9 protein-coding genes are annotated in these 13,427 nt (G+C 62.8%); all 9 read left to right on the forward strand.

Going from position 1 to position 13,427, the window contains the following annotated elements:
• On the forward strand, nt 1–2,709 hold a 2,709-nt coding region (locus tag M6689_RS10850; protein WP_298271425.1), incomplete at its 5' end, for a putative Ig domain-containing protein.
• A gap of 208 nt (nt 2,710–2,917) precedes the next feature.
• Nucleotides 2,918–3,571 carry a 1-acyl-sn-glycerol-3-phosphate acyltransferase gene (locus tag M6689_RS10855; RefSeq protein WP_298271427.1) on the forward strand — a complete coding sequence of 218 codons (654 nt, stop codon included), beginning with the start codon at nt 2,918–2,920 and terminating at the stop codon, nt 3,569–3,571.
• Nucleotides 3,555–4,019 (forward strand): ribonuclease HI, encoded by a 465-nt coding sequence (gene rnhA / locus M6689_RS10860; protein WP_298271430.1) that lies wholly within the window; start codon nt 3,555–3,557, stop codon nt 4,017–4,019. The genes M6689_RS10855 and rnhA overlap by 17 nt, the downstream gene beginning before the upstream one ends.
• Before the next feature lie 74 nt (nt 4,020–4,093).
• Nucleotides 4,094–4,399 carry an HNH endonuclease gene (locus M6689_RS10865; RefSeq protein WP_298271432.1) on the forward strand — a complete coding sequence of 102 codons (306 nt, stop codon included), beginning with the start codon at nt 4,094–4,096 and terminating at the stop codon, nt 4,397–4,399.
• A gap of 39 nt (nt 4,400–4,438) precedes the next feature.
• Entirely contained in the window at nt 4,439–5,056 is a 618-nt protein-coding gene (locus M6689_RS10870; protein ID WP_298271436.1) for an HAD family hydrolase, read from the forward strand.
• A 327-nt stretch (nt 5,057–5,383) separates the two neighbouring features.
• Nucleotides 5,384–8,875 (forward strand): PAS domain S-box protein, encoded by a 3,492-nt coding sequence (locus M6689_RS10875; protein WP_298271438.1) that lies wholly within the window; start codon nt 5,384–5,386, stop codon nt 8,873–8,875.
• Nucleotides 8,876–9,052: 177 nt separating this feature from the next.
• Nucleotides 9,053–10,321, forward strand: coding sequence for an ATP-binding protein (locus tag M6689_RS10880; protein WP_298271440.1), 1,269 nt, complete (start codon nt 9,053–9,055; stop codon nt 10,319–10,321).
• Nucleotides 10,318–12,696 (forward strand): ATP-binding protein, encoded by a 2,379-nt coding sequence (locus tag M6689_RS10885; protein WP_298271443.1) that lies wholly within the window; start codon nt 10,318–10,320, stop codon nt 12,694–12,696. The genes M6689_RS10880 and M6689_RS10885 overlap by 4 nt, the downstream gene beginning before the upstream one ends.
• A 12-nt stretch (nt 12,697–12,708) precedes the next feature.
• On the forward strand, nt 12,709–13,427 hold a 719-nt coding region (locus M6689_RS10890), incomplete at its 3' end, for a response regulator (protein ID WP_298271445.1).

Consider the following 13,427-nt stretch of genomic DNA (forward strand, 5'->3'; position numbering starts at 1 on the left):
GCCACCGTCACCCTGGGGGGACTTAGCGCCACCTACGACGGCACCGCGAAGAGCGCCACCGCCACCACCACCCCGGCGGGCAAGAGCGTCACCTTCACCTACAACGGCAGCGCCGCTGCCCCGACCGCTGCGGGAAGCTACACCGTCGTCGGCACCGTAACCGACCCCAACTACACCGGAAGCGCCACCGGCACCCTGGTAATCGCCAAGGCGACCCCGGTAATCACTTGGGCAACGCCGTCGGCGGTAGCAGTCGGCACGGCGTTGTCTTCCACGCAACTGAACGCCGGCGCCAGCGTACCGGGGACATTCATCTATACTCCGGCCGCGGGGACGGTACTTGATACCGCCGGCTCGGTAACCCTCAAGGCCGACTTCACGCCGACCGACACCACCAACTACACCACGGCCACCAAGAGCGTGAGCATCACCGTCAACACCAAACAGGCGCCGGTAATCACCTGGGCGACGCCGACTGCGATCACCTACGGCACGGCGCTCTCCGCCACACAACTGAACGCCCAGGCGAGCGTCCCCGGAACCTTCACCTACAGTCCGGCGGCCGGCGCGATCCTCGACGCCGGGAGCCAGACCCTGACGGCGACCTTCACGCCTGACGACACGACTAACTACACAACTACCACCGCCAGCGTCACCCTCACGGTGGACAAGGCCGCCGCCACGGTCACCCTGGGGGGGCTGAGCGCCACCTACGACGGCACGGCCAAGAGCGCCACCGCCACCACCACCCCGGCGGGCAAGAGCGTCACCTTCACCTACAACGGGAGCGCCACCGTCCCGAGCGCGGCGGGAAGCTACACCGTGGTCGGCACCGTAGCCGACCCGAACTACACGGGAAGCGCCACCGGCACCCTGGTAATCGCCAGGGCGACGCCGACCATCGCCTGGGCAACGCCGTCCGCGGTAGCAGTCGGCACGGCGCTCTCCAGCACCCAGCTGAACGCCACGGCGAGCGTACCGGGGACATTCGTCTACACCCCGGCCGCTGGGACGGTACTTGATACCGCCGGCACGGTAACCCTCAAGGCCGACTTCACGCCGACCGACAGCGCCAACTACACCACGGCCACTGCAACTGTTTCCCTGACGGTAACCGCGGCGCCCAACCAGGCTCCGACCATGACGGCGATCCCTGCGGCCACCATCACCGCACCGGCAGCGTTCAGCTACCAGGTGACGGCTGCCGACCCGGAAAACCAGACCCTGAGCTACACCTTCGCCGGAAATCCCGCCGGGATGACGATCAGCAGCACCGGCCTGATCTCCTGGCCGACCTCCGTTGCCGGGACCTATACGGTAACGGTAAAGGCGACCGATCCGGGCGGTCTCTCTGCCAGCCAGAGCTTCACCTTGACGGTGAACAGTGCAGCCACCACCAACCAGGCTCCGGTCATAAGCTCCCTGCCGGTGACCAATGGGTATGAGGAAGGTTATTACTACTACCAGGTGCAGGCGTCCGACCCCGACGGCGATTCCCTCAGATACTCATTGACTGCCAGGCCGTCCGGGATGACGATCGATGCGGCAACGGGCCTGATCTACTGGAGACCGGAGAGTACGGGCACCTATACGGTTACGGTGAAAGTGACCGATCCGGCCGGCCTCTCCGCCACCCAGAACTACAAACTGACCATTGCAAAGAGACCGTGGAACAGTTCGCCGAGAATAACCTCGACCCCGGTCACCGTGGCCACGGTGGATATCCCTTACGCCTATGACGTGCAGGCAACCGACTACAACGGGGATACCCTCTATTACCGGCTGACCTCGGCCCCGTCCGGGATGACGATCGATCTCGCCACCGGCCTGATCTCCTGGACTCCGACCGCTTCCCAGGTCGGCGACCGGAGCGTGTCCGTCGAAGTGGCGGACAGCAAAGGGGGAAGGGCCACCCAAAGCTTTACCGTGAGGGTGACATCATCCGCCCCTGCCGCGAACAATCCACCGACGTTCACCTCCACCCCGGTCACGACGGCAACGGCAGGAAGCGCCTACGCCTATGACGCAAATGCAACGGATCCGGACGGCGACACCCTGACCTACACCCTTGCTGCCGCTCCGTCGGGAATGGTCATCAGTTCCGGCACCGGCATCATCGGCTGGATCCCGACGAGCTCGCAAACGGGGTCTTCCACCGTCACCGTAGAAGTGTCTGACGGCAGGGGGGGGACGGCTACCCAGAGCTTCACCGTCACCGTCGGGGAGAGCGCGACGAACAGCCCGCCGACGTTCACCTCGACACCCATAACGACCGCGGTGAAGAGACAGACTTACCGGTACGAGGTCAGTGCCGTCGACCCGAACGGGGATGACATCTCCTATTCCCTCACTTCCAAGCCGGAGGGGATGTCGATCGGTTCTTCGACGGGGGTGATTACCTGGTATCCCCGCAGTACCGGAAATTACAAGGTTACCGTGAGGGCGCGGGATTCGAAGGGATCGTCGGCCTACCAGACCTTCACCATCAAGGTGGTGGAGAGCATCTCGGCAGATAAGCTCAGTGTCGGGGATGGCACGGGAACCTCGCCGACTCTGAACTGCGATGTCAACGGTGACGGGGGCGTCACTTATGCTGACCTTCTTCTGATCCTTGCCGGCAGAGGAAAGAACGAACCACGGCTCGACATCAACGGGGACGGCATCGTGACGCTTCTTGATGCGAGGGCGTGCGTCGGCCAGCTCCGGTAGGTATCGTCTAAACCGTGTTCAGGCTGCGGACCCGCAACCACGAAGGCGGGCAGACGCAGTCGCGTATGGGGGAGGTGGCAACACCTCCCTCTTTTTTTGCGCGCCGCGCTGGCCGGTGCCGGGGTGAAAGAACGTGAGGCTATTCCCTGTTGCCCGCATTTCGGGAAAAATGCTATAAACAAAGCATTCCACGCGCACAGAGGTTTTCTTGAAGGCATCATTCATGCGCCGCCTGTGGGTTACGTTTTCCGCCCACGTCATCGGTTTCTACGCATCCACCATCAACGGATTCCGGATCAAGGGGATAGAGCACGTTCCCCGCGCAGGGGGCGTTCTCATTGCGTCCAACCATATCTCCGCCTATGAGACCATCTTCCTCCCCTGGGCGATCCTGAAAACCTATCCTATGCAGATGCTTTGGGCGCCGGCAAAGGAGGAGCTGTTCCGCAAGCGCTTCCAGGGGCGGCTTTACTCGTCGTGGGGCGCATTTCCGGTCAAGCGGGGGCGGGACGTTCGGGCCGGCAAGGTCATAAACGAACTCCTCGAAGGCGAGAAGGTGATGCTCTTTCCCGAGGGGACCCGGCACAAGGATGGCGTGCTGGGGCCGGGGAACCGGGGGGTGGGGAAGATCATCTACGACGTGCGCCCGACCGTCATCCCGACGGCTCTCGTCGGCCTCAACCGCTGGAAGTTCCCGGGCTTGGGCCAGAAGGCCACGGTGATCTTCGGTGAACCGCTTGATTTTTCCGATCTCTACTCACGCGACGATTGCAAGGAAACCCATCAGTTGATCGTCGAACGGGTGATGGCGGCCATCGCCGATCTCCTCCGGGCGGAAGGTGCCTATGTCAACAAGGGTTGAGATTTACTGCGACGGCGCGTGCAGCGGCAATCCGGGCGTCGGCGGCTGGGGGACCATCCTTCGCTGCGGGACGACGGAGAAGGAACTCTCGGGTGCCGAGGGGATGACGACCAACAACCGGATGGAACTGACCGCAGCGATCAGGGGGCTGGAGGCCCTCACCCGTCCGTGCCGGGTCGTCGTTACCACTGACTCCCAGTACCTGGTCAAGGGGATGACCGAGTGGCTCCCCGGCTGGGTCCGAAAGGGGTGGGTCAACAGCAGGAAGGAGCCGGTTCTGAACCGGGACCTCTGGGAGAGGCTCATCGAGCTCACCACGCGCCACAAGGTCGAGTGGGTCTGGATCAGGGGACACAACGGGCACGCGGAAAACGAGCGGTGTGATCTCCTTGCCCGCGGAGCCATCGACGCCTTCCGCAGGCAGGCCGAGCAGTTGATGCGCCGGTAGCGCGCCTTAAGGGAATTTGTGCAGCATTTTCCCCGGGGCAGGGGGAGTTACAGCTCTGAGGTGAATAGTTACACGTGAGTTACTTCATCGTCGACGTTTCGGAACAACAGATAAAGAGGGAGAAGGAGAAGGCCCGGGAACTGCGGCGGAGTCAGTGGTGGAAGAACCGCGTCGCCCGCGGCATCTGCCACTATTGCGGCCGGAGCTTCCCGCCGGACGAGCTGACCATGGACCATCTCGTCCCCATCGTCCGCGGCGGCACCAGCACCCGCGGCAACGTCGTGCCGGCCTGCAAGGAGTGCAACAACAGGAAGAAGTACCTCCTTCCCATCGAGTGGGAGGAATATCTGGAGGCGATGGGGAAGAAGGGTGAGAAGTGAGACGGGAGACGGGAGACGGGAGAGGCTGGTGGAGGGGACGTGCAGCGATACAAGGCGATAATATATGATTGTGACGGGGTCATGTTCGACTCCTTCCGGGCCAATCTGGCGTTCTATCAGCGGATCATGGCGATGATGGGGCGCGCCCCCCTCGATGAGGGAAATGAAGAGCAGATGCGGATCCTCCATACCTATGCGAACCGGGAGGTGCTGGCCCATTTTTTCCCCGACCGCGGCGACTGGGAGGAGGCGGTGCGCTGCGCCGGACGGATCGATTACCGTGACTTCGTGCCGCTCATGATCATGGAGGAGGGATTTCGCGAGACCCTCGATGCGCTGCAGGGGATGGTGGGGCTCGGCGTCTGCACCAACCGCTCCACCTCCATGGAGATGGTCCTCCGGTCGTTCGGCCTCGACTCCTATTTCGGCATCGTCATGACTGCCGCCGGGGTGGCAAACCCGAAACCCCATCCCGAGCCGCTCCTGAAGGTGCTGGAACACTTCGCCGTGGCCCCCGGAGAGGCCCTCTTCGTCGGCGACTCCGAGGTGGACCGTCTTGCCGCGGAAGCCGCCGGGGTGCCGTTTGTCGCTTACAAGACGGACCTCCCTTCGTTTGTTCGCATCACCAGCCATGGGGATATTCTTTCCTTGATGTAACCTTCACCTCAAAGCTTTTATGACTCTTCCAAGCCCCCTCTTATTCTAAATTGCCTTCAAACTGACACTTTCCCCCTCACCCCTCCCCCTCTCCCTCAGGGCGAGGGGAAAAGCCAAACCCTTTCCCACTGAAGGCCGGGTGAGGGGTAACAATCCCCCATAGGAAATTCCGGAACATTGGACTAAAGTTTTTACGGTTTTCCCCGATAAGGATACCGTAAACGCCTGGACAAAGTTTCAGCATCGCGCCTATCCAGAGGGACCTTCCGGCGTGAACTTCCTTTTCCCAAGTGCGAAGTCATCCTCCTGGAGAAGCGGGGCAAAGTCATGCGAGCAGTCAGCCTGAAAACGAAGATGACCGTTGCGGTCTTTCTGCTGGTGGCGGCCCTGATGTCGTCGCTGGCATTCTTTGCCTACGCGTATTTCGAAGGGGTGTTCAAGCAGTCGATTTTTTCCAATCAGTTCGTCCTCGTCTCATCCATTGCCCGGGAGATCGACGACAAGATCGCGATCAGCAGCCATGTCATGGCCGAGACGGCAAAGCGGGTCCCTTCCGATGTTTACGGCAATCCCGAACGGGCGCAGAAATTTCTCGACGGCTGCAGGGAGTCGCTGTCGGTCTTCGATGACGGCCTGTTCCTCTTCTCGCCGACGGGGAGGCTGATCGCCCAGACCCCCTATGAGCCGGGCATGCGGGGGAGGGACTACTCCTACCGCGAATACTTCCGCCAGACGGTGGCCACGGGCCGCCCCCACATCTCCATCCCCTATCAGTCGACCAAACAGCGCCACAATCCGGCCATCATGTTCACGGTTCCGCTCTTCGGCCCCGGCGGGAAGCTCGTCGGCATCCTCGCCGGGAGCTTTGATCTGCTCAAGGATAATTTCTTCAAAGGGGCATTGAGGGCCAAGATCGGCAAGACCGGCTACCTGTACGCCTTTAACGGCGGGAGAACGCTCATCATCCATCCCGATCGGACCCGGATTCTGGAAGCGGTGGCCGCCGGGAAAAACCCCGGTTTCGACAGGGCGATCCAGGGGTTCGAGGGGAGCATGGAGAACGTGAATTCCCTCGGGATCAGGGGAATCACCTCCTTCAAGAGGCTGCGCTCCACCGACTGGATCCTGGCCGCCCATTATCCCCTGCAGGAGGCCTACGCTCCCATCTATGCCGCAAAGAAGTACTTCTTCGGCGCCCTGGTGGCGGCGGTCCTTCTTTCGGTGGCCGTCGTGCGGCTGGCCATGGCGTACCTGACCGCACCCCTGCTCCGTTTCACGCAGCATGTCGCCGATCTTCGCTGGAAGACGGGGGAAAGAAAGTACTTCAGGGCGGCGGCGGACGAGATCGGAACCCTGGCCGAAACCTTCAATACCATGGTGGAGGGGCTGGAGCGGCAGCAGGAGGCGCTCCTCGCCCAGATAGACTTCGCCGAAAAGCTGATCAGCAACGCAACCGCCCCGATCTTCGTCTTGGACCCCCAACACCGGGTCCTCTTCTGGAACAAGGCGTGTGAGGAGCTGACCGGCTTCCCGGCCGGGGAGATGCTCGGCACCGACCGGCAGTGGGAGCCGTTTTACCATCGCAGGCGCCCCACTCTGTCGGATATCATCATCGACCAGGGCCAGGGCGATCTCTCCGAGCTTTACGTGAAGTTTTCCCCCTCCATCCTCGCCAGGGACGGTCTGCAGGCGGAAGGGTGGTATTTCGGCCTTGGCGGAAAGGACCGCTACATCTCCTTCGAGGCGGCACCCATCAGGAATGCCGATGGGGAGCTGGTGGCGGTCATCGAGACATTCCAGGATATCACCGACCGCAAGATCGCCGAAGACAACGTGATGCTCCTGAAAGATTTCTATCTCTCCCTTTTCGAGGAGTTCCCGGCCCTCATCTGGCGCTCGGGGACCGACGGTTCGTGCGACTACCTGAACCACACCTGGCTGGAGTTCACCGGGAGGACGCTGGAGGAGGAGCTCGGGGAAGGATGGGCCGCAGGCGTGCATCCGAACGATCTGGAGGGATGCCTCAAGACGTACCGCGAGTCGTTCGCGGCCCGCACCCCCTTCGTCATGGAGTACCGGCTTCGCCGCCACGACGGCGAGTACCGCTGGATCGTCGATCATGGCCGTCCCTTCCGGGACCCGGAGGGGGAGTTCGCCGGGTACATCGGCGCCTGCTACGACATCACCGAGCGCAAGCTCGCCGAAGATGCGCTACGCCAGTCGGAGGAGAAGTTCTCCAAGGTGTTCCACGCCTGCCCCGACTGGATCATCATCGATACCGTCCGGGACGGCAGGTTTATCGACGCGAACGACGTCTTCGTCTGCGCCTCCGGCTATCCCTGGGAGGAACTCTCCGCCACCACCTCCATCGAGCTCGGGTGCTGGGTCGATCCCGACCAGAGGCAGCAGCTGATCGACGCGGCATGGCGGGATGGGGGGGTGCGCAACTGGCAGGTCCGCTTCCGGATCAAGAACGGCCTGATCAGTACCATGCTCTGGTCGGCGGAGATCGTCGTCCTCGGTGACGAAGAATGCCTCCTCTCCGTTGCCCGGGACATAACCGAGCAGAAGGATAACGAGCGGAAGCTGCTCAGGAGCAAGGCCGACCTGGCCGTCAAGCATGCCGAGCTTCAGGCCCTCTTCCGGCAGGTGGAGACGGTCAAGCGCGAATGGGAGACGACCCTCGACTGCATCCAGGATGTCGTCATCCTCACCGACAGCGAGGGGTGCATCAAGCGGAGCAACCAGGCGGTCGTCCAGTTCGCCGGAAGACCCTATAAGGAGATTCTCGGCAAGGAGTGGCAGCAGATCGTCCTCACGCCGGAAATGGAGGGGCAGAATCAGAGGGAGCTGTTCCACAAGGGGCTGGGAAAATGGTTCCATCTCACCCGGTACGAGTACGGCGGGGCGGAGCAGGGGGAGATAGGCGGTGCCGTCATAACGCTCCACGATACCACCGAGATCAAGAAGGTCCACGCGGAGCTGGAGAAGGCCTATGCCGAGCTGAAGGAGGCCCAGTCCCAGATGCTCCAGCGGGAGAAGATGGCCTCCATCGGCCAGCTTGCGGCCGGGGTGGCCCACGAGATCAACAACCCCATCGGTTTCATCATGAGCAATCTCGGCACCCTCGGGAAATACGCCGAGCGTCTCTCCGGGTTCATCGACGTCCAGAGCGAGGTGATACTCACGCGAAACGATCCGGCCGACAGCGAGAAGGTCGCCGCTTCGCGGAAACAGTTCAAGGTCGATCACATCATCGGCGATGTCGGCAGCCTTATCGCCGAGTCCCTCGACGGCACCGAGCGGGTCAAGAAGATCGTCGCCGACCTGAAGAGCTTCTCCCGCGTGGACGAGGCGGAATACAAGATGGCCGACCTGCACGAGTGCCTCGACAGCACCATCAACATCGTCTGGAACGAGCTGAAGTACAAGGCGACGCTACACAAGGAGTACGGGGAGATCCCCCCCGCCCGCTGCTATCCGCAACAGCTGAACCAGGTCTTCATGAACCTCCTCGTGAATGCCGCCCATGCCATCGAGAAGCAGGGAGAGATTACGGTCAGGACGTGGCAGGAAAACGACGCGATCCTTATCGCCATTTCCGATACGGGGTGCGGCATCCCCGAGGCGATCCTTTCCCGCATCTTTGAGCCGTTTTTCACCACCAAGGAGGTGGGAAAGGGGACCGGGCTCGGGCTTTCCATCAGCTACGATATCGTGAAGAAGCACGGCGGGGAGCTGACCGTGGCAAGCGAGGTCGGGAAGGGGACGACGTTCACCATCCACCTCCCCTTGTCTCCTGACAAGGGGAACGGGTAAGGGCGGCAAATCTTTCGTTTTTTCCCCTTCTCTTCAGGAAATCCCTGATGCCCGCCGGCGCAACTTTTTTCCAAACCGACCGATAAGTAATTTTAGAGGTTCATTTAATCGTGGGCAACGGCGCCCCCCTCCGCCTGTCCGGCCGGGACAGGAAGCTCTCCTGAGTCGAGGCACCACATGGAAGCTATAAAATTTTCCCCGGAACATGACGAACTGTCGCCCGAAGGGGAGACCGGGCGCGCCCGGCTCCTCGAAACGATCCTTACGGTCAGCCCCGACCTTCACTTCGTGCTCGACGAGGAGCTCCGCTTCATTTGCGTGAGCCGGTCGGGGCTCGAACTCTTCGGCCGCAGCGAGGAGGAGTTGATCGGGCGGCACTGGCGGGAGACCGGCTTGCCCGCTGAGGTGATGGAAGGGCACGAGAGGGAGGTGCGTTCGGTCCTCAACACCGCTGCCGTGCTGCGGGGACAGACCTGGTATCCGGCCTCCGCCGGTGCGCGGGTCTTCGACTATGTCATCTCCGCCGTCACCGACCGGCAGGGGAAAGCGACCGCCGCGGTCGTCTCGTGGCGGGACGTGACCGGGCAGAAGCTGGCCCTGGCCGAGCTGGAGCGGAGCAACACCGAACATATGGCGGCACTCGCCCCGGCGCTGCAACTGGAGAAGATGGCAGCCATCGGTCAACTGGCCGCCGGCGTGGCCCATGAGATCAACAACCCCGTCGCCTTCATTGCCAGCAACCTGACCACCCTCGACAAGTACCTGGAACGGCTCACCGCCTTCGTGGCGGCCCAGTCCGAGAGGCTTGCCCAGCTTGGATGCCAGGCCAGGAACGAGCTGGAGGAGATGCGCCGCTCCCTCAGGATCGACTACATTCTCGGCGACTGCCGGCATCTGGTGGCAGAGTCGCAGGAGGGTGTGGAGCGGGTTCGCGGGATCGTCCGCGATCTGAAGAGCTTTTCCCGCTCCGATGGAGCCGACCCCGAGCGCATCGACCTGAACGGGTGCCTGGAGAGCACCATCAACATCGCCTGGAACGAACTGAAGTACAAGGCGACCCTGAAGCGGGAGTACGGAGAGCTTCCCCCTGTCGTTTGCCATCCCCAGCAGCTTGGCCAGGTCTTCCTGAACCTGCTGGTGAACGCGGCCCACGCCATCGAGAGCCATGGGGAGATCACGGTCACGACCCGGGCGCAGGACGGGTCGGTCTTCGTCTCCGTGGCGGACACCGGGTGCGGCATCCCTCCCGACAAACTCCAGAGGATCTTCGAGCCGTTCTACACCACCAAGGAAGCGGGAAAGGGGACGGGGCTCGGCCTTTCCATCAGCTCCGACATCGTGAAGAAGCATGGCGGCGAGATCGCCGTGGAGAGCGAGCAGGGGAAGGGGACCGTCTTCACCGTCCGGCTCCCGACGGACCCTTCCGGAGAGGCGGAGGCGCCATGAGAGGAGCGGTCGCCACGGGCATGAAGACCAGGATATCGGTCGCCGTTTCCGTCCTGATCGTCACGATCATCGCGGCGCTGAGCTTTGTGGCGCTCACCTTCTTCCGGCAGGAGATCAGGCGCAACGCCTCCGATCAGCAGTTCGTCCTGGTATCCGCCCTGGCGGCGGAGCTCGACGACAAGCTTGCCACGGCCCAGGGTGAGCTCGTGGCGGTGGCGGCCTCCTTCCCCCGCGACTTCTCCCGTGCCCAGGAATACCTCGACAGCAGGCAAGATACCCGCCTCATCTTCGACAACTGCGTGGCGCTCATCGTTCCCTCGGGGAGGATGAGCGCCATAAGCCCCTTCGAACCGGACATGCTCCGCAACGATTACTCCGGGCGAGAGTACTTCCTCCGGACCATGGAGAGCGGCCGGCCGCATATCTCGAAACCGTTCATCACCTTCCAGAAACGCGGCATGCCGATCATCAACCTGACGGCGCCACTGTTGGACAAGCGGGGAAGGATCGAGGCGATCCTCATCGGAAGCATCGACCTCACCCGGCACAACTTCCTCGGCAAGCTGGCGCACCTCAGGCTCGGCAAGGGGGGGTACGTCTATCTCTACGATTCCGACAGGACGATGATCATGCACCCCGATGCCGACCGGATCATGAGGAAGGACGTGCCGCCGGGGGCCAACATGCTCTTCGACCGGGCATTGAAAGGCTTCGAGGGGAGCGGAGAGACGGTCAATTCCCGCGGGGTGGCGATGCTCGCCTCTTTCAAGCGGCTGAGGACCACCGGCTGGATCATGGCGGCGAGCACCCCGCTCTCCGAAGCCTACGGCTCGGTGAACAAGGCGAAGGTGTTCCTGGAGACGGCGCTCGCCGTTTCGGCCCTTCTCTCCGTGGCGCTGGTCTGGGGGCTCATGAACTTCCTCACGGTCCCGTTGGCGAGCTTCACGCGGCACGTGCAGGAGTTCTCCCTGAAGAAAGGGGGGGCGCGGTTTTTCCACCGTTACCGGCAGGACGAGATCGGCATCCTGGCGGCGGCATTCAACCGGATGATCGAGGCCCTCGACCGGGAGAACGAGGCCCTCGCCCGCAGCGAGGCGATGCTTGCCGAGTCCCAGCGCCTGGCCCACGTCGGCAACTGGGAGCTCGACGTCGCTACCGGCACGATTACCTGGTCGGACGAAATGTACCGGATAACCGGTCTTGCCCCCGGCACCTTCTCCGGCACGAGGGAGGAGTTTATCGGCCTCGTCAGCCCCCACGAGCGGGAGGTGGTGGAGAATGCCGCGGCCGCGTCCCTGCGCAACGAGGCGAAGTTCAACCTGGAGCACAACTTCGTGCGTCCGGACGGGACCGAGCGGACGGTCCACGCCGAGGCGGAGGTGTTTTTCGACGGCGACGGAAAACCGGTGCGGGTCTTCGGGACCGTGAAGGACATCACCGAGCGGAAGAAGGTGGAAGAGGCACTGCGGGAGTCGGAACGGAAACTGGCGGCAAAGCACGACCAGCTCCGGTCATTTAACGCCGAGAGGGAAGAGAAGAGCCGGGCACTGGAGAAAGCCTACGCAGAGCTGAAGGCTACCCACGCCCAGATGCTTCAGCAGGAGAAGATGGCCTCCATCGGCCAGCTGGCCGCCGGGGTCGCCCACGAGATCAACAACCCCATCGGCTTCATCTCCAGCAACCTGGGGACCCTGCGCAAGTATGTGGGGAGGCTCGTCGACTACATCGGCTTCCAGGGGGAGCGGCTGGCCGCACTCTCCCTGGAGGTGGCGACGGAACTGGCACAGAAGAGGCAGGCCCTCAAGCTCGACTACATCTTCAACGACACGGAAAAGCTTATCGACGAATCGCTGGAAGGGACCGAGCGGGTGCGCAAGATCGTCGCCGACTTGAAGAGTTTCTCCCGAGTCGACGATGCCGAGACCAAGCTGGCCGACATTAACGAATGCCTGGAGAGCACGCTGAACATCGCCTGGAACGAGATCAAGTACAAGGCGACCGTGAAGAAGGAGCTTGGGGATATCCCCGCCGTCCGCTGCAATCCCCAGCAGCTGAACCAGGTCTTCCTGAACCTGCTGGTGAACGCCGCCCATGCCATCGAGGGACAGGGGGAGATCGGGGTCGGCACCACCCATGAGGGGAAGTGGATCGCGATCCGGGTTTCCGACACCGGCTGCGGGATCCCGGAAGAGATCAGGGGGCGGATCTTCGAGCCGTTTTTCACCACCAAGGAAGTGGGGGTGGGTACCGGCCTCGGCCTCTCCATCAGCTATGACATCGTCAGGAAGCACGGGGGGGAGATCAGCGTCGAGAGCGAGCCGGGGAACGGGACGACCTTCACCGTCCTCATCCCTGTGACACAACAGGCAAGCTAGACAGGAGGTACCATGGCCGAACCAGTGCGGATTCTCTGCGTGGATGACGAGACGAACGTGTTGAGGGCGCTTGAGCGCATGCTCCTCGACTACGACTACGAGCTCCTCACCGCCACGTCGGCGGCCGAGGGGCTGGAGATACTCGGGAAGGTGGAGCCGGTGCAGATCGTCATCTCCGACTACCGGATGCCGGTCATGAACGGCGTCGACTTCCTCCGGGAGGTCTGCGCCCGGTGGCCCGATACGGTGCGGATCGTCCTGTCGGGTTACGCCGATACGGCCGCCATCGTCTCGGCCATCAACGAGGGGGAGATCTACCGCTTCGTCCCCAAGCCGTGGAACGACGAAGAGCTGAAGGTGACCATCGCCAACGCCCTGGAGCGCTACCAGCTCCACAAGCGCAATGCCCAGCTCGTGGAGGAACTGAGCAACTCCAATGAGGAGCTCCGCCTCATGAACGAGAACCTGGAGCGGATCGTGGCCGAGCGGACCGCGGAGCTCAGTCTCCGCAACCGGGTCCTCAGCGCGTCGCAGAATATCCTCGATGCCCTCCCGGTGGGGGTGCTGGGGCTCGATACGGAGGGGACGGTGGTCCAGTGCAACCGCAACGCGGCGCGTCTGCTGGGGGTCGCCTGCGAGGAGATCGTCGGCTGCGGGGCCGGGGATGTCCTACCGCCGGAAGTGCGTGCCTTCGTCGACGAGATCGCGGAGAAGAAGACCTCCCTCTGCCG

The organism is Geobacter sp. (assembly GCF_027327745.1).
GTDB lineage: Bacteria > Desulfobacterota > Desulfuromonadia > Geobacterales > Geobacteraceae > Geobacter.